The sequence below is a fragment of the Paraburkholderia sp. PAMB 6770 genome (genome assembly GCF_057748135.1).
This window is the reverse complement of sequence record NZ_CM173239.1, coordinates 1,782,820-1,800,130: the sequence shown is the minus strand read 5'-3', so window position 1 is coordinate 1,800,130 and position 17,311 is coordinate 1,782,820. Positions and strand designations below refer to the sequence as shown.

At 61.7% G+C, this 17,311-nt stretch carries 17 protein-coding genes; 6 read left to right on the top strand and 11 right to left on the bottom strand.

The annotated features are described in order from the left end of the window. Positions 1-52: 52 nt before the first annotated feature. Positions 53-637, top strand: a complete 585-nt coding sequence (locus tag AC3AP7_RS25375; protein WP_487365015.1) for a LysE family translocator — start codon at positions 53-55, stop codon at positions 635-637. A gap of 89 nt (positions 638-726) precedes the next feature. On the opposite strand, the gene AC3AP7_RS25370 is transcribed toward AC3AP7_RS25375, so the two are convergent. After that, positions 727-1,584 (bottom strand): oxidoreductase, encoded by an 858-nt coding sequence (locus AC3AP7_RS25370; RefSeq protein ID WP_487363056.1) that lies wholly within the window; start codon positions 1,582-1,584, stop codon positions 727-729. A 119-nt stretch (positions 1,585-1,703) separates the two neighbouring features. Between AC3AP7_RS25370 and AC3AP7_RS25365 the strand changes: the two genes are divergently transcribed. Beyond that, complete coding sequence (locus AC3AP7_RS25365; RefSeq protein ID WP_487363055.1) at positions 1,704-2,672, top strand: LysR family transcriptional regulator; 969 nt, start codon at positions 1,704-1,706, stop codon at positions 2,670-2,672. Between the two features lie 196 nt (positions 2,673-2,868). Here AC3AP7_RS25365 and AC3AP7_RS25360 read toward each other — a convergent pair whose 3' ends face one another. Continuing rightward, a complete protein-coding gene (locus AC3AP7_RS25360) occupies positions 2,869-3,840 on the bottom strand; it encodes a LysR family transcriptional regulator (protein WP_487363054.1) in 972 nt (323 codons plus the stop codon). Positions 3,841-4,009: 169 nt separating this feature from the next. Here AC3AP7_RS25360 and AC3AP7_RS25355 point away from each other — a divergent pair, with 169 nt between their 5' ends. Together AC3AP7_RS25355 and AC3AP7_RS25350 are read left to right on the top strand one after the other, a co-directional pair. Further along, entirely contained in the window at positions 4,010-4,999 is a 990-nt protein-coding gene (locus tag AC3AP7_RS25355; RefSeq protein WP_487363053.1) for an aldo/keto reductase, read from the top strand. Positions 5,000-5,326: 327 nt separating this feature from the next. Continuing rightward, positions 5,327-6,178, top strand: a complete 852-nt coding sequence (locus tag AC3AP7_RS25350) for an aldo/keto reductase (RefSeq protein ID WP_487363052.1) — start codon at positions 5,327-5,329, stop codon at positions 6,176-6,178. 392 nt (positions 6,179-6,570) lie between these two features. Here AC3AP7_RS25350 and AC3AP7_RS25345 read toward each other — a convergent pair whose 3' ends face one another. The 6 genes from AC3AP7_RS25345 to AC3AP7_RS25320 form a co-directional block, all read right to left on the bottom strand. Next, the gene (locus tag AC3AP7_RS25345) at positions 6,571-7,590 is read right to left on the bottom strand and encodes a hypothetical protein (protein ID WP_487363051.1); all 1,020 of its coding nucleotides are present in this window, start codon (positions 7,588-7,590) and stop codon (positions 6,571-6,573) included. A 95-nt stretch (positions 7,591-7,685) separates the two neighbouring features. After that, positions 7,686-8,492 carry an IS5 family transposase gene (locus AC3AP7_RS25340; protein ID WP_475765242.1) on the bottom strand — a complete coding sequence of 269 codons (807 nt, stop codon included), beginning with the start codon at positions 8,490-8,492 and terminating at the stop codon, positions 7,686-7,688. Further along, positions 8,489-9,652, bottom strand: coding sequence for a hypothetical protein (locus tag AC3AP7_RS25335; RefSeq protein ID WP_487363050.1), 1,164 nt, complete (start codon positions 9,650-9,652; stop codon positions 8,489-8,491). The genes AC3AP7_RS25340 and AC3AP7_RS25335 overlap by 4 nt, the downstream gene beginning before the upstream one ends. 443 nt (positions 9,653-10,095) lie before the next feature. Further along, positions 10,096-10,605 (bottom strand): hypothetical protein, encoded by a 510-nt coding sequence (locus tag AC3AP7_RS25330; RefSeq protein ID WP_487363049.1) that lies wholly within the window; start codon positions 10,603-10,605, stop codon positions 10,096-10,098. An 8-nt stretch (positions 10,606-10,613) separates the two neighbouring features. Next, positions 10,614-11,333, bottom strand: coding sequence for a DUF5343 domain-containing protein (locus AC3AP7_RS25325; protein ID WP_487363048.1), 720 nt, complete (start codon positions 11,331-11,333; stop codon positions 10,614-10,616). A 268-nt stretch (positions 11,334-11,601) separates the two neighbouring features. After that, positions 11,602-12,555, bottom strand: a complete 954-nt coding sequence (locus tag AC3AP7_RS25320; RefSeq protein ID WP_487365014.1) for a LysR family transcriptional regulator — start codon at positions 12,553-12,555, stop codon at positions 11,602-11,604. Between the two features lie 115 nt (positions 12,556-12,670). Between AC3AP7_RS25320 and AC3AP7_RS25315 the strand changes: the two genes are divergently transcribed. Continuing rightward, the gene (locus tag AC3AP7_RS25315; RefSeq protein ID WP_487363047.1) at positions 12,671-13,834 is read left to right on the top strand and encodes an alpha/beta fold hydrolase; all 1,164 of its coding nucleotides are present in this window, start codon (positions 12,671-12,673) and stop codon (positions 13,832-13,834) included. Between the two features lie 255 nt (positions 13,835-14,089). On the opposite strand, the gene AC3AP7_RS25310 is transcribed toward AC3AP7_RS25315, so the two are convergent. Continuing rightward, complete coding sequence (locus tag AC3AP7_RS25310; RefSeq protein ID WP_487363046.1) at positions 14,090-14,941, bottom strand: helix-turn-helix transcriptional regulator; 852 nt, start codon at positions 14,939-14,941, stop codon at positions 14,090-14,092. 106 nt (positions 14,942-15,047) lie between these two features. Here AC3AP7_RS25310 and AC3AP7_RS25305 point away from each other — a divergent pair, with 106 nt between their 5' ends. Then, positions 15,048-15,938, top strand: a complete 891-nt coding sequence (locus AC3AP7_RS25305) for an SDR family oxidoreductase (protein ID WP_487363045.1) — start codon at positions 15,048-15,050, stop codon at positions 15,936-15,938. Positions 15,939-16,108: 170 nt separating this feature from the next. On the opposite strand, the gene rpsU is transcribed toward AC3AP7_RS25305, so the two are convergent. Both rpsU and infA read right to left on the bottom strand, forming a co-directional pair. Further along, entirely contained in the window at positions 16,109-16,321 is a 213-nt protein-coding gene (rpsU, locus tag AC3AP7_RS25300) for a 30S ribosomal protein S21 (RefSeq protein WP_487363044.1), read from the bottom strand. 367 nt (positions 16,322-16,688) lie between these two features. Further along, a complete protein-coding gene (infA, locus tag AC3AP7_RS25295) occupies positions 16,689-16,955 on the bottom strand; it encodes a translation initiation factor IF-1 (protein WP_487363043.1) in 267 nt (88 codons plus the stop codon). Positions 16,956-17,311: the final 356 nt, after the last annotated feature.

Genomic DNA, 17,311 nt, shown 5'->3' with positions numbered 1-17,311 from the left:
AAAGGAGACATCCGTGAACCTCACCGCCTGGCTGGCATTCGCTGGCGCGAGCATGGTCCTGCTGCTGATCCCCGGTCCCACGATCCTTCTCGTGATCGGCGATTCGCTCGCGAACCACGGCCGCTCGTCATGGAGCACCATCGCGGGCGTGGCGGCCGGCGACACGACTTCGATGGCGGTCTCGCTCGCCGGGGCGGGCGCGCTGCTCGCGGTGTCCGCCGTCACGTTCACCGCGCTCAAGCTCTGCGGCGGCGTTTATCTGATCTACCTCGGGTTGCGCGCGATCGCCCATGCGAGACAGCAAGGCGCCGTGACGTTCGGCGGAGCGGGGCGGTCGGCGAAGCGACGTTTTCTGTCCGCGTGGGCGGTCACGGCGCTCAATCCGAAGAGCATCGTGTTCTTCATTGCGTTTGTGCCGCAATTCATCTCGCCGCATGCGGCGTATGTCGAGCAGTGTGCGATCCTGCTGCCCACGTTTGTGATCCTCGCGACGCTGAATGCGGCCGGATATGCGCATGTCGCGCGCTTCGCCGCGCAACGTCTGGCGGGTCGCGCGGCGCAGCGCGGTTTCGGCTACGGCGGCGGGCTCGCGCTGATCGGCGCCGGTGCGGTCACGCTGGGGATGTCGCGCGTCTGATGTGCCGCATGGATCGCACGCGTGGATCGCACGCGGATCACGCATGGGGATCACGCATGGGGATCACGCATGGATCACACATGGATCACTCACGCAGGAAAGTCCGTCGACGCGGACAGATCCTTCCACGTTTCCATTTCCTGCGTCACGTAAGCGTTTTTCGCAGCGATGGCAGCCAGGGTGTCCGTGCCAAGCGGCAGGCGCAACGGCGGGTTCGTCGCGTCGACGAGCGTGAGCAGCGCGGCCGCGAGCTTCACCGGGTCGCCGGGCTGGTTGTGATTCATGTGCACGGCTTTGCGGCGCACTGCGCCCGAGGTTTCGTCATAATCGGCGATCACGTCAGGGGCAACGACGAGCGAGGACGCATCCAGAAAGTCCGTGCGGAAATACCCCGGCTCGACGACGGTCGCGTGGACGCCCAGCGGTTTCAGCTCGGCGTACAGCGCTTCGGTTATGCCTTCGACGGCGAACTTCGTCGACGAATACGCCCCGAATCCGGCCGCGGCCCGATAACCGCCAATCGATGAAATGTTGATCACGTGGCCCGCGCGGTTTGCGCGCATCGTCGGCAACACCGCCCGCGTGACGTTCAGCAAGCCGAATACGTTCGTGTCATACATGCGGCGGATGTCCTTGTCGGCCGATTCTTCCACCGCACCGAGCAGGCCGAAGCCGGCGTTGTTGACGAGCACATCGATGCGGCCGAATTTGTCGACCGCCGCCTGCACGGCCGCTTTTGCCTGGGCTTCATCTGTCACGTCGAGCGCGACCGGCAGCACCATCGCGGAGCGGCCGAGACGCTCGACGATAGCCGGGACGTTCCGCCCGGCGGCCACGACCGCGTTGCCGTCCGCGAGCGCCGCTTCGGCAATCAATGCGCCAATGCCGCGCGAGGCACCGGTAATGAACCATACGCGCCTGAAGTCACCGTGCTGAACGTGAGCCATGACGTCTCTCCTGCGTGTGTGATGAAGTGATGTCATGGTAGCCGTGGCGATTGGCATAAACTAGCCGTGCATTGCTGGCGTGATAATCAACGGTTGTTTGCGAATCAGGGGCCGCGGAAATGAACGAAATTCGTGCGATCACCACTTTCGTCCGTGCCGCCGCGCTCGGGAGCCTGCGCGGCGCGGCGGTCGATCAAGGCATCTCGCCGCAGGCGGCGAGCCATGCGGTGATGCAGCTGGAGAAGGCGCTGGGCGTGCGGCTCTTTCATCGGACCACCCGCAAGCTGAGCCTGACCGAGGAGGGCCAGCGGCTGCTCGACAGCGTGGAGCCGGCGCTCGGCATTCTGTCGTCCGCGCTCGACGAAGCCCGCCGCTCGAATGAAGACGTGGCCGGCAGGCTGCGCGTGAGCGCGCCGCGCGCACTCGGGCTCCCGGTGCTGTGGCCGTACTTCGAGGAATTCCAGAGGCGTTATCAGAACGTGCAGCTCGAGGTGCAATTCGACAATCAGTTCACGGACCTGGTGACCGACCGCTCCGACGTGGGATTCCGCGGCGGACCGCCGCCGTCGGGCGGCTCGATCGCGCGCCGGCTGGTGCCAATTCAGCTGATCGTGTGCGCATCGCCGGACTATATCGAACGCAACGGCGCGCCGCAGACGATCGAGGAACTCGCTCAACATCGCTGCACCGGATATCGGCGCGCAAACACGGGCAAGCTCGCACAGTGGCAGTTCCGTCTCGGCGATGAAATCGTCTATATCGACGTGCCCGCGGCCATCTGCGTGAACGATACGGAACTGGAAACGCAGGCGGTGCTTTCGGGTCTCGGCATCGGGCAGCTGGGTAGCTTCAATGCCACGGCTCATATCAGAAGCGGCCGACTCATTCCTTTGCTGGTGCCGCACGTCAGCGAATACGGCGCGATCTATATCTACTACAAGCATCGAACCGAACAATCGTTGCGCGTGAAGACGTTCATCGACTTCATGATCGAGCGCATGGCCGGTAACCGGAATTTTTTCCTCGACTCGTCCGAGCTTCGCGCTGCGCAGCCGCCGCAGCACAAACGCGCAGCGAGGCGGCGCTGATCGTTGTTTATTTCGCGGAGGGGGCGAAGGCAACCCTCTGATTCGGGCACGCCGCATGAACGCTTGCGAGCGGCTCGCGCGACATGGCGCGACGAGCCGCTGGAACGCGGGTGTGGTCGCTTCATGGCCGATTCCGCTGCTCCGAATTCAGGATTCGATGTTCACGATTCGATGCGCGTCGAACCGGCTGGTCATGCTACCGCGTTCGACGGGTTCGCCTGGTTCGCGACCTGAAATGCGCGATTTCTTTTTCAGTGAGCACGTAGTCGCCGCAGTCATGCAGGCGAGCGAACGCGAGATCCAGAAATGCGCGGACTCGCTTGGGTTGCGCGGTTCGGCTTCCGTAGTAAAGATGCAAACCAATGTGCGTACTCATATGCTGCAGGAGAACCGGCACCAGTCGACCTGCCCGGATATGGGATGCGGCCGAGAAACCCGCTAGCTGCCCTATGGCTTGCCCCGCTAGCACGGCTTGCACTTCCAGTTCCGAATCGTTTGTCGCAAACGCAGGGGACATCTGCCGGTGTTCGAGTTTGCCGTCGATGTTCAGGTACCACGGCGCAACCTTGCCCGTGACAGGGTGCCGGAAAACGCTGCAGCGGTGCATCGCCAGGTCGTCCAGTGTCGATGGTGTTCCATGCGCCTTCAGATAGTCCGGTGTCGCGCACACGATCATCTGGACCGGGAACAGTTGCCGGGCGATGACGCCCTCGCTGGCCGATGCCCCGATCCTGAAGCCGACATCGACGCGATCCAGTACCCAGTTGCCGATACCGTCATCGAGCTGGACATCCGGCTGAATGCCGGGGTACCGGCGACAGAACGCGTCGAGCAGCGGCATCAGGATGGCCGCGAACGACGATTTCGGCCCGACGATGCGCAGCGGACCCGCGATCTCATCTTTGGACTCGCGTGCGAGAACCAGCGCCCTGTCGAGCGCCGCCAACGCGGGCTGCGTGTTCTCCAGAAATTGCCGCCCTTCTTCGGTGAGCGCGAGGCTGCGCGTCGTCCGGTGCAACAGGCGGACGCCGAGACGCTGCTCCAGTTGCGCGATGGTCTGACTGGCGGCCTGGGGCGTGACGCCCTGCGCCAGGGCGGCCTGCCGGATGCTGCCGAGTTCCACCGCTTTGGCGAAGGTAGCGATGGCCTTGAAGTCGTTGACGGGCATGGTCAGATTGTCTCTTGAAGCGCAAGACGGACGGGCTCGCGTGCCATTTAGTATCAACCTGAAGTTGATACTGGAACAAGAGGTAATCGACTATTCGCTTGGAACTGATGCTTCTACAGTAATGGACATCGGGCCACGTGCCCGCTTCGTTTACTGCAGGGAGCGCATCATGAAAACACGACAGCTCGGCCGTTCGGGACTGAGGGTTTCGGCGATCGGCCTCGGATGCATGGGATTGAGCCACGGCTATGGCCCCGCCACCGATCGAACCCAGGCCGTGGAACTGATTCGCGCCGCCTTCGAGCGTGGCGTGACCTTCTTCGATACCGCCGAAGTCTACGGGCCGTATCTCAACGAAGAGGTCGTCGGCGAGGCGTTGGCGCCGGTTCGCGATCAGGTCGTCATCGCCAGCAAGTTCGGCTTCACGTTCGGCGAAGACGGCAGGCAGCAGATTCTCAACAGCCGGCCGGATCACATCCGGTGGGCGGTCGAGGGCATGCTCAAGCGCCTGAAGACCGACGTCATCGACCTGCTGTACCAGCATCGCGTCGATCCTGACGTGCCCATCGAAGAGGTCGCCGGCACCGTCAAGGAGCTCATCCAGGCCGGCAAGGTAAAGCACTTCGGCCTGTCGGAGGCCGGCGAGCAGACCATCCGGCGGGCGCATGCGGTGCAGCCTCTGACGGCGCTCGAGAGCGAGTATTCGATGTGGTGGCGTGAGCCGGAAGAAAAAATCCTCCCCACGCTGGAGGAACTCGGGATCGGCTTCGTGCCGTTTAGTCCGCTCGGCAAGGGTTTCCTCACCGGCGCCATCGACCGTCATGCGACGTTCGGCAAGGACGACTTCCGCAGCATCGTTCCCCGGTTCACGCCGGAGGCTCTCCAGGCGAACCAGGCGCTCGTCGACGCGATCGGCGCGATCGCCAGGGGGAAGGGCGTGACGCCGGCCCAGGTCGCGCTGGCATGGCTGCTCGCCCAAAAACCGTGGATCGTCCCGATTCCGGGCACGACGAAGTTGCATCGACTCGATGAAAACCTCGGTGCGGCTGCCGTGGAGCTGACGGCACATGAATTGCAGCATATCGGCGAGGCGCTTGCAAAGGTCGAGATTCACGGCGATCGCTACCCGGCTGCGTTGAAGGCGCGGGTGGGGCGATGAGTCGTGCCGGAGGGATCTCCGCCGCCGGGCGGACGCGCCGGGTCGTCGTGGCCACGCTCGCTGCTTTACCCCTGGGTGGCGCGATGGTCAGAGGAAGCGACATCAATATTATTCGGACTGCAGAATAACATGTTCCTGCCGCCTGTTTCCCAGACCGGGCAGTACGCGGGTGGCCGCCGGGCTATTGCAGCGCGCGTTTGACGCGAAGATGTTCGAGACCCGACCAGCGACGCCGTATGCCGACGCGTGCCTCGCCACGGTCGAGCAGGCCCGGCGCCTCATGAGCAGCCGTTATGGCACACCGACTTTCAACCTGGAGAACCGACCATGCAAACCGTCACGCTGAACAACGGAATGGAGATGCCGATCCTCGGCTATGGCGTCTTCCAGATCGCCGACGAGGCGCAATGCGAACAGTGCGTCGTGGACGCGGTGCAGGTGGGCTACCGCCTCATCGATACCGCTGCTTCGTACAGGAACGAGGAGGCCGTCGGGCGCGGCCTCAGGCGTTGCGGGGTGCCGCGTGACCAGCTTTTCGTCACCAGCAAGCTGTGGGTGGAGGATGCCGGCTATGAACGCGCCCGGCTGGCGATCGACAAGTCGCTGAAGCGTCTGGGTCTGGACTACCTCGATCTGTTCCTGATCCATCAACCGTTCTCGGACGTGCACGGCGCCTGGCGAGCGATGGAGGAGGCGCATCGCGCGGGCAAGCTGCGCGCGATCGGGTTGAGCAATTTCCAGCCGGACCGTCTGATGGACATGACGGCGTTCAACGAGGTAAAGCCGGCCGTCAACCAGATTGAAGTCAATCCTTTCCACCAGCAAGCTGAAAGCGTCGATTTCATGCGTGAACCCGGCGTTCAGCCGGAGGCGTGGGCGCCGTTCGCCGAAGGGCGGAACAACCTGTTCGGGAACGAACTACTGACGGCGATTGCGCAACGTTACCGCAAGACCGTGGGGCAGGTCGTGCTGCGCTGGCTGGTTCAGCGGGGGATCGTCGCGCTCGCGAAGTCCGTGCGCAAGGAGCGGATGCTGGAAAACCTGACTGTCATGGACTTTGAGCTGTCCGAGGGCGATATGCAGGCAATTGCAACGCTGGAGACCGGCAAGAGCAGCTTCTTCTCCCACCGCGATCCGGCGATCGTGAAGTGGATGAGCGAGCGAAGGCTCGGCCTCTGAAGTGCGAACGGACGCGCTCCTGAACGCGATCGGGCCGGGATGGCGGCGACGATGGAGCGTTGCGCGGCGTCGGCGACCTGCTCCAGTCGGGTGCCTGCGGACGAGGCGAGCGGGGCCCGCGGGCTCCATCCATTTTTCTCTGGCATGGTGAATGACCGGAGTGGGGCAGGCGTGGGGTGATTCTGCGGTCTTGTCGGGGTGGGGTGGGTATCGACCCGAAGCGGACGCTCGACCGTGCGACATAAACGACTGCGACGGCAACGTTTGCCGTCATTGTTTGGCAAGCGGGAAGGCACTTTGTCGGCGCCGCAACGGTCATCCAAGCTTCCTGTGCCGATTTAGTTGCGTGGGCCGCTGCTAGCGTACAGCGCGGCCGTGCATGTTTACGCCGACTACCTGAAGAGGGCGCCGTAGGGCGAAGCGATTAAGTCAGCATAGAGATTTTCCGACTTTGGTCCGAACGTTATCTGATTTTGCTTGGCGTAGTTGATGTCGTAGCCAGAAAATTTCTCTTGATCCATAACAACTAATCCGGGGGTGTTTCGCGTTAGAAAATCATGCGCAAACAAGAATTCCGCCAATTTTTCGACTTCAACATCGTTGTTGTCTGCAAGAATTCTACTTTTAAATTTTTTTTCGTAACACCCAAACTCTGCGCGATGGTGTTTTCGGAAACGTAGTAAAATCTTTTGCAGCTTCCGTTGAAACAATGTCTTGCCCTTCATTCCGCCAACACTCTTGGCAGCGTTAAGAGTGGCCTCCCAACGACTTCTGACGTAGTCAGAGTGCTGTAGGTGCGCATCCTTGCCATTCAAGCCACGAATCGCAAGTGTGTCCACCCCTTCGAGCGAACCAACCTGATCGGCAAAATTTAGAGTTTCGCAGGAAATCTCACAATTCGAAAATCTTGTCGCGTAAGCTGAAAAAATAATCTCTGGTACGGCAAACGTGCAGTCCGTAAGTTCAATTTGTGCGTCAGCCACTCCGGGACCTGGTCCGGCAACTTCGAGAATGCAGTCTCCCGCCCCAATAAAGATGGCATCTTGAAGAATTCCATGAAGCGGAATTGAGATTGTCAACAAGGGACTTGATAGGAAGAACGGCTTGACTTGCAGGTGAGACGTATCGATCGTTCCCTCCCATCGATCGGCATCGGGCATCCACTGCAACTTGAAGTAAAAGTCATTACCGGAACTCGATGTTGCAAAAAGGGATATCAGAGAAAATAAAAAGCCATCGTATTCCGAAATGTCGCGATCCTTCACAAGAGCCAGAAAGAAGAGCGCCAAATAATGAGAATAGTCGTTTCTGACTGCATCCAGCGTCCACGCCCCCTTTGCATCACGCAAGACAACCTGTGCAAAGTAATATTCGCGATATACCGGGTTGCGAAATTCGATTTTCTGCAGCAAGGCCCCATCTCCGAATTTGGATGAGGGCACGTCGATGAACGGGTGGTGCGTGATCCGCCGCTCAAGCTCGTTGCGATAATCCTGTCTAGAAGGTGTTATGCACTTTTGTTAAGGGCTGCAAAGTGGACGAGCATAAGCACGGAGAATACGACGAAATGCAAGCCAGCCAAGGTTTCGGGCAATCGCTCGTAGTCTCTGGCCAGACGGCGGAAGCGGTTAAGCCAGCCGAAGCTGCGCTCCACCACCCAGCGGCGCGGCAACAGCACGAACCCCTTTTTCGCCTCCGCCAGTTTGATTACCTGAAGCTCGATTCCTTCGTCGAGTGCTGCCTGCGCAGGCTCCTCGCCGGTATATCCCTGATCGGCGAACGCCACCTTGACCGTCTGGCCCGTGGCCTGCTGAACCTGACGCGCCAGTTCTCCGACCTGCGCGCGCTCCTGTTCGTTGGCCGGCGTCACATGCACCGCAAGCAGTTGCCCCAATGTGTCCACCGCCATGTGCACTTTGCTGCCTTTCTTGCGTTTGTACCCGTCGTAGCCTGCGCGTGGACCGCTCTCGCACGTCGACTGCAGCGTACGGCCATCGAGGATGACTGCACTGGGCTGACCTCGGCGATCCTGCGCCACCCGGATAATCGAACGCAGGTCATTGACCATGGCCTCGAAACAGCCCGCCTGAATCCAGCGCTGCGTCTGCTGGTAGACCGTCTCCCACGGCGGAAAATCATTGGGCAGCAGACGCCACGGTGCACCCGCACGGACAATCCAGCGCAAAGCGTTGAACATCTCGCGCAATTCGTAGCGACGCTGAGGCGCGTCCTTGTTCATCAAGGTCAGGTACGGAGCGGCGAAGTACCACTCTTCGTCCGATACATCCGTTGGGTAGGGTCTGCGTCTTTTCATCCCGCCAGGGTACCAGGTCTGGCCGAAAGTTCATAACACCTTCTAAGCTGCTCCTTGATTGTATCGTCGAGCGCCTCATACCCAACGTGCGCTTCCAGCATGCCCACCAATCCGTTAATCGCGTGCGCCACACGATCAGGAGTCCGTCCCGCTCTGCGCAAAAACTCATCGGCTGCGACGCCAAGCAGGAGTTGCTCCTGTGCATGCGACGAATATGGCACAAAATCCGGCATATGGCGCACGTAATCTTGAATCGGAAACTTCCCTTCCTCGCGCTCAAGAATCAACTTAATAATGTTGGTGAGCAGATCTACCGCAACAGCTTCTATCGCTTCACTGTTCTTGAGATTAGAAACCAGTTTTACCGCATTTGCCTCGTCTTGCTCATGCAAGTAGTCTCCGAAAGCGCTAAGAACAATAGCGTGACCGAAAAATGCGGAGGCGTCATCTTTGGCGCTATCCAAAGAATTTTCGAATCCGTCAAGAAAACCTGCCGAGAGATGCCCTTTCGAAGATTCATCCTTTGTGTCCAGGTACTCAGTTAAAAACTGCTTTCTACGAGCTGCGTCGAAGAATAGAACGGATACATCTGTAGCAATTTTCTTGATTTCATCAAACACGCCAAAGTCAGCAAACACGGACCTGAAGAGGAAGGCGATACAAGGCCGGGCCTTCCCGTGCCGCTGCTCGAAGTCGTTAAGCTCTGACTTTATTTCCGAGATGAATTCCTTGTTGCGATCAATTTGGTCAGATCGCATTGTGACCTCATCGTAGCCGTCGAATAGGAGGACGATCTCACCTTTGAACACCGCATCGAGGATCTGGCGTTTGGAAAGATGAGGAAACACACCGGCAAGCCGTCCAGCAAAAAAATCATGCCCAATGCTCGCTTCTTGAAGAGGAATATACAAGGCGCCTTGACCCAAGGCGGTCAACTGTGCGTGAATATGATGCGCGAGCGTGGTCTTACCGACAGCTGCGGGAGCGGAAATTAGTAGGATTGGAGAGAGCGAGTTGGGAGCATCCAGTGCTGGCTCGACGTAGAAGTCCAACTTCTTCGGTGTGTGGTGGATCGAGTGAGCTTTACAGTAGTTGTCTTCGACCGCAGGCAAAGCCACCTTGGCTGCAGCCAACTCAGAAATGAGTGTCTTAACATCCATTGCTTTTTCCTCTTCCCATTAGATATGGCTCACGATCACCGTGAGCACTTGAGGGTTCGCTATCGCGCAGTGTCGCAGTGTATCTGCGCTGAAGCGATCGCGCTCGCCTAATCGAACCAATACTCGTTGTCGTTGGCACAGAGGTTGCGTTGGTCGCTGTTTTTGAGCGACAAGTGATGGCTCCCGGGGTTGTTCTGCGCACCAATCTCGAATGACCCAGATCAGCCTGGACCTGACAATCATTGGAAGCCTGTTGATGACCGCTTCTGCTGACATTCGGGCATCGGCGTTCGTGAGGCAGCAGTTACAGGTTGCTTGCCAGACATTCGCACCTCGACTGTCCTCGACCTGTTCACAGCCGAAACAGCGCAACACATGTCTCTACACAGTGCCGCGCGGCGACACTGTCCAATCGTCGACTTGATCTTCTGCTGTACCCCCGCCTATTTCAGCTTTGCCAAGGTCACAAGTTCTTGGACGACCACGCGCAGATCGGGGATCAGCATGTCGATATCTTGCCGGTGAGCGGTAAAGCGGCGGCTGTGGGCAGACTGGTCGCCTACATCTTTCAATCGGGGAAGCGCTGCCTTGGCGTTCCGCGATAGATTCCAGCTTTTCTCAGCTATTAGCACGCCTATGAGGTCTCGCAGGTAAAGAAAGTCACCGTTGGCGTTTTTAATTTTTTCAGCGATTCCGCTCGCTTCGAATACTTCGATGATCAGCGTTTCGACAAGCCGACGAGTCATGACTGCCGATGCGTCATACCATCCGCCCTCGTACGAGCCATTTATTTGATGCACTATCTTTTCGATATAAGACCTCGTACCCCTAACTAGCGAGAAATAAACAACGTGTTCAACGGCGCTCGGTGCTCCTTCTTCGGGGGGCAGATTTTTGGCTCGCACTGCGTCACGCAGTTGCTTCGCGACTTCCAAAGTCTTGGCAATATCCATGGTTGTGCTCAAGAACGGAAGTCCTTGAGGTGCTTGGCCATACTTTCGAAAATCTTGTCAATCTGTTCGGGGCTGCTTTCCGGCGAGATGTGAATTTGCACATCAATGTGGAGCTTGGGTGAGAACGTATGCGCCCCTTCACCTACCGGTGGTTGTTGCTGCAAGGGCGTTGCACTGACTGCGCCGTTAGTCGTCGCGTGTGCAGAGGATTTCGCCGGCTTCGGCGTCACGCCTTTGGAAGGTGTGGGCGACGATTTGGATGCGGGTTTTGCCTTAGGCTGTGTCCCTCCCTTGGCCTTATCCAGATCCGCTTCAAGCAGCATCAAATACGTTTGTGAATACATCCTAGCCGCAGACTCGCCGACTTTTCCGTCGCGCGCAAACCAGGCGGCTACCTTTTTGGGGTTGGCGTCGGACGAGTGGAACAAGTCATGAAGCTCGCTCGGATAGGTGTTTTTGATGATGGTCGCACAGACGTCACCATATGTTTCGTCGTCCCTCCAGTGCACAGCCAAGTCGGTGGGCTTACCGTTATCGTCAATTAATCCAAACGTACGCAGAGGCGGAATGACGTTCGCACTTGCGGACGCAGGCGTCATACTCAATGCGGTTGCGATGTAATTGGGGGAAACCTCAGCTGGTATCCGTTGCTTGAATTTGTCACGAAGACTAAACCAACTGCCTTTGGAAATCTTTGGGTAGCTGCGCTTCTTATTGTCTTCTGTCACGTTACACTCCACTTGTCGGACGTCTATTTACCCAGCCATATTTTTATGCCGATGGTGCAACCGGGCGCCTCATAGCGCGAAATAATGACATAAAACAGCACATTGAGGGGACTTAGCCTTTTGTGTCGACGTCCGTGGCCTGAACGCCCCTTAACTGAGTGAAGCGGCCATCCTAATGTCTGCCTCAGTATGCGGTCGACCGGCTGCTCATGGCCGACCACCACCGGACGCCCCCCAACCCTGAACCGCCCCTTTCACCCGCCCGTCCTCAACCGCCGCTTTCCAGGCTCGAACAGCCGCGCTTCCGGGCCCTTTCCTTGCGATCCCAAGGCGGTTCGTCGCCGAGCGCTTCGGCGAGGTAGTCGATGAAGCGCCGCACTTTGAGCGGTATGCGCCGCGCGCTCGGATAAACCGCCTGAATCGCCAGGTCAGCGGCACGGTAGGCCGGCAGCAGCTCCACAAGTTCGCCGCGCCGGATAGGCGCGCCGAACACGAAGGTCGGGCCGTACGCAATGCCCGCTCCGGCCAGAGCGGCGGCGAGCAGCATCTGAGTGTTGTTGGCCGTCATCCGGCAAGGTCCGTCGATGACGTGCGCGCGGTTCCTGCGGTCGTGCAATGTCCAGTCCCCCGCCGACACAACCTCGCTGAACACCAGTCGTTGCGCGCTCATCAATTCGTCCGGCTTGCGCGGCGTCCCATGCCGCCTGAGGTAGGCGGGAGACGCACACACGATCATCCGGCACGGCGCGAGCCTGCGCGTCACGAGTCCCGGGGCCTCCAGCCGTCCGATGCGGATGGCGACGTCAACGCCCGCATCGATGAGATCGACATAGCGGTCTCCGAGCTGCACTTCTACGTTGACGTGCGGATGGTCCTCCATGTAGCGCGCCACCACCTCGCCCAGGTGCATCGCGCCGAACGTGACAGGCGCCGCGATGCGCAACACGCCGCGCGCCGTGCCTTGCGAGTCGCTCGCTTCCCGCTTCGCTTCGTCGAAGGCTTCGAGAATCCGCTTGCCGCGTTCGTAGTATGTCTGGCCGGTCTCGGTCAGACTCAGGCGCCGTGTGGTGCGGTGGAGTAGCCGTGCATTCAGTTCGGCCTCGATGGCGCTCACGTGCTTGCCGGCCATCGCTGCCGACAGCCCGAAGCGGCGCGCCGCCGCAGCGAGGCTGCCTTCTTCGACAGCGGCGACGAATACGCCAAGGCTCGTCAGTCGGTCCATGTTGCCCCCTGATTCGATAACCGGATTATCGACTGAGCGAACCAATCCGGCAATTATCAAGCTGGGGATTCGAATCTACGATGCGGGCATCAGCTAACGGACGAAGGGGCAAAAAATGATCATCGAATCGAACGGCACGCGGATTCACGTCGCGCAGCGGGGCCACGGCGAGTTGGCGCTGGTGTTCCTGCATTACTACGGCGGCTCGGCGCGCACGTGGGACGCGGTCGCAGACGAACTGGCCGACCGGTATCGGATCGTGGCCACCGATCACCGCGGCTGGGGCGACTCCGCGGCGCCCGCCGACGGCTATCGCATCGCCGATCTCGCCGCCGACGCCGAAGGCGTTATCGAAGCGCTGGGACTGCGGCGCTACGTCCTGATCGGTCATTCGATGGGCGGGAAGGTCGCTCAACTTGTCGCATCGCGCCGGCCGGAGGGCCTCGAAGGTCTGGTGCTCGTCGCGCCGTCGCCGCCGTCGCCGATGCGCCTGTCCGACGCGCAACGTGCGACGTTGACCGGCGCCTATCAAACGCGCGAATCGGTGGAATTCGTCATCGATCATGTACTGACCGCAAAACCGCTCGACGCCGCTCGCCGCGAGCAGGTCATCGAGGACAGTCTGAAGGGCGCACCGCAGGCCAAGGCGGCCTGGCCTGACGTGGCGATGCGCGAAGACATCACCGCGGCGACGGCGTCGATCGACGCGCCGACCCTCGTCATCTCCGGCGAGCTCGACCAGGTGGATCGCGTCGCGACGCTGCAGGCCGAGTTGCTGCCGCGCATTCCGCATGCGGCGCTGCACGTCCTGCCCGGAACGGGACACCTGTCGCCGCTGGAGGCGCCGGCCGAGGTGGCGCGGCTCATCGCACGATTCGTCGCTGCGATCGAGCGCAACGCGGTCGCGTGCCACTCGCCCGGGCAGGTCGCGGTCGCGTTCGATGCCGCGCTGAACGCCGGCGATCTCGATGCGGTGCTCGGCATGTTCAGCAACGAGGCCACGATGCGGTTGACGAATGGCGAGGTGGTGCAGGAAAGCCCCGCCGCTTTGCGCGCCGGCCTTGCGCAGTTGCTGCGATTGCGCCCGCGCATCCGTAACGACGTGCGCCGCGTGCTGACGAGCGGCGACATCGCCCTGGTCCTGCTCGACTGGACCCTGAGCGTGATGCTACCGGACAGTCGCGATCACGAAGAGCGCGGCACCGCGACGCAGGTGATGGAGAAGGGCCGCGACGGCGGGTGGCGGCTGCGGATCGCCAACCCGGCCGGGCTGGACTGACTGGCGCTGTGGGCGAGGTGCCCCTTGCCTGTCGGACGGGGCGCAACGAACGATTTTCAGGTGAGCGAAGCTGGACGTTCACATGCCGGGGCGTCGCTTGCTTGATGGCCGTTTCTGGCTGCGCCGCGCCCGGCGCCAGGTGCCCGGCGCGTCTAGCCTCGCGATGCGGCCGAGCCGCTTCGGGCGTGCATGATGGCGGTATGTGGCGCGTGTTGACCCGGAGTGGACGTCCAGCTCAAATCGCCCCTCCCCATTTCACCCCTCACGCCCCCCGACCGCCGCCTCCGGCCCTCCCACCGCCAGCCCCCTGATCCTCCGCGCCACCTCACGATCAAGCGGCGTATACACGATCATGCCGAGGTCCGGCCGTCCATCGACGGAAAACGCCGAGTACTCCAGTTCGATCAGCCCCAGCACGGGATGGGCGAGTCGTTTGACGCCGCCGGCGTCCGCGTGGCCGAGCACGTCGTTGTCTCGCCACAGCGCGTCGAATTCGGCGCTGGTGCCGCAAAGCTCCTTGACCAGTTCGCCCGCCTCCGACGCCATGCCGGCGCGCGCCACATCGGCCCGGAACGCCCCCACCACGAAGCGCGCGATGCTTTCCCAGTCATGCTGTTTCGCGCGGATGGCCGGGTCGCGAAACAGGAAACGGAGGATGTTGCGCTGCCCGGCCGGCAGCGCGCCATAGTCCGTCAGCACGACCGCGGCGGCGCGGTTCCATGCCACGACGTCCCACGTCGGCGTCTTGATGATGGCCGGGCTGGCGTCGAGCGAGTCCAGCAGCCGCTGCAGCCGCGGGTCGACCCGCTCGACCGTCTGATACCGCACCTCCGGCGGATGCCCCAGCCCCAGCACGAACAGGTGCTCGCGTTCGGCATCCGTCAGCATCAGCGCGCCGCAAATCCGCTCCAGCACCGCCGCCGACGGCGCGCCACCCCGGCCCTGCTCAAGCCACGTGTACCAGGTCGGGCTGATGCGCGCGCGCTGGGCCACCTCCTCGCGGCGCAGCCCCGGCGTCCGCCTGCGTCCGGCGAACCCGAAACTGGCCGGATCCAGGCGTATCCGCCGGCTTCTCAGGAAATCGCCCAGCGATCGGTCGGTATCCATCGGTATCGGTATCCTGTTAGTCGTTTTACCATGATAATGTCACTACTTTAACGGGATAGCAAAGCATCGGATAGTGAGCGCGTGATCAACCTTCGGAGACTTCATCATGCGTATCTTTCTGACAGGCGCGACCGGTTTCATCGGTTCGGCGCTTGTTCCCGAACTCATTCGGCACGGTCATCAGGTCATCGGCGTGGCCCGCTCGGACGCGGGCGCGCAAGCGTTGGTCGAGGCGGGCGCGGACGTGCATCGCGGCACGCTGGAAAATCCCGAGAGTCTGCGCAGCGGCGCCGCACAGGCGGATGCGGTGATCCACACGGCTTTCGATCACGATTTCTCGCGGTTCGCCGAGAATTGCGAAAAGGACAGCCGTGTGATCGCGGCGCTCGGCGCCGCGCTTGCCGGGTCGGACCGGCCGCTCGTCATCACTTCCGGCACCGGGATGGGCGGCGGCCAGCAGGGCAAGCCGGCGACCGAAGACGTGTTCGACCGCCATCATCCGAATCCGCGCAGCGCGTCCGAACTCGCCGGACAGGCGCTGCTGGACGCAGGCGTCAACGTGTCCGTGATGCGGCTGCCGCAGGTTCACAATCCGTTGCGCCAGGGGCTCATTACGCCGCTTGTCGGGATCGCCCGGCAGAAGGGTTGGGTCGCTTATCTGGGGGAAGGGAATAATCGCTGGCCCGCCGGGCATCTTTCCGATGTCGTGCGTCTATACCGGCTCGCGGTCGAGGCCGGCGAGCGGGGCGCGCGTTTTCATGCGGTCGGCGAGGAGGGGGTGCGCAGCCGCGACATTGCCGAAGCGCTGGGCCGGGGGCTGTCGTTGCCGGTCAGGTCGATTGGCCCTGACGAGGCAGCTGCGTATTTCGGCTGGATGGCCATGTTCGCCGGCATGGACATGCCGGCTTCCAGCGCCTGGACCCAGGCCCGTCTGGGCTGGCATCCGGGCGGGCCCACGCTGATCGCCGATCTCGACGAGGCGCGCTACGCCGCGTAGCGTTCGCTGCCGATCCCGGCGCCGGCGCCGGATTCGAGCCGGGAGCCGGGCGGCGGTGGCCGGTCCTCGCAACTGCGCTGACAGCCGCGCTGGAAATTGCGCCGGCAACGGCCAGGGCGGCTATCTCGACGGCGGTTCTGACCGGCGCGTCGAACTTCGCTCAGTGCGGCTCAGTACAGCTTCTTCGGCGGCATCGAGCGCCGGATCTGCTTGCGCAGGCGGGCGACGGCCTCGGCCTTCTTGCGCTTGCGCTTCGCGGTCGGCGTTTCATACGCCATCCTCGCGCGGATTTCCTTGATCAGTCCGGTGTTCTCGATCGAACGCCGAAAGCGCCGCAGCGCGACTTCCACGGGCTCGTTTTCCTTCGGGGTGACGGTAGTCAATTCTTTTCCTGGTTGTGAGTTCGCACGATGATTAGCCGGGACGCCTGCGACGCGATGCTGCCTCGCGGGGGTTCCGGTCTGTGCCGTTGCACTCGGGTGAGGACTGGACCGAGGCCCGAGGGCTGGCCCGACACACGGGCGGCCCGCTCAGGGCTTCGCCATGTTTCCCGGCGATGCGTGCCATGACGCTCGACCACGACGAATATAGTTCGAATTCCCGATCAAAACGGGCGAGGCGCGGCGGTGTGTCAGCCAGCACTATACGCGTGATACTGCATCAAGTAACGACATTTTTCGCCGGATTCCACGCTGATCCGGGCCGTTTTGCGCAACTTCGGATGCATCGCGCCGGCCCGGGACGGCGCGTTCAGCGACGACGCACCGCGGCTCTCGGCGCCGAACCGCCGCTGCGCTCGTCCTTGTGGCGGAAATTGATCCGGCCTTTCGTCAGGTCGTACACCGACAGTTCCAGCGTGACCCGATCGCCCGCGAGGATGCGGATGTGATTCTTGCGCATGCGGCCGGATGCGTACGCGCCCACGACCACGCCATTGTCGAGCGTGACGCGGTAGCGGCTGTCCGGCAGCACTTCGTCAACGATACCGTCGAGTTCCAGCAGTTCTTCTTTTGCCATTCAAGGTTCCTGATTCATGGGCGGGGCACGGGTGTGCGGTGCCTCGCTGGGAAAGAAGCGGCGGGCGGTGATCGACACGCGCCCGGGCGACAGGGAGCAGCATGGGTTGGATAGGCGGCCCAGGCGTCATGCAAGGCATGAAGGCGACCCGGTGTGGGCGGCGCGTCACGCACGCGAGGGGATGAGTCTGGCGCGGCAGTCCGTCAGGCCGGCGCGGCAGGGCATGCGCGGATGACGTCCCATGAATACGGCTGTCGCCGACCTCACCGGGCGACCGGTGAAGGGCGGTTCGCACCGCGCCGGCGCCGGTCCGGGATGCGGATCCCGAGGTTGGGGTGCCGGTAAAAAGTAGCGCG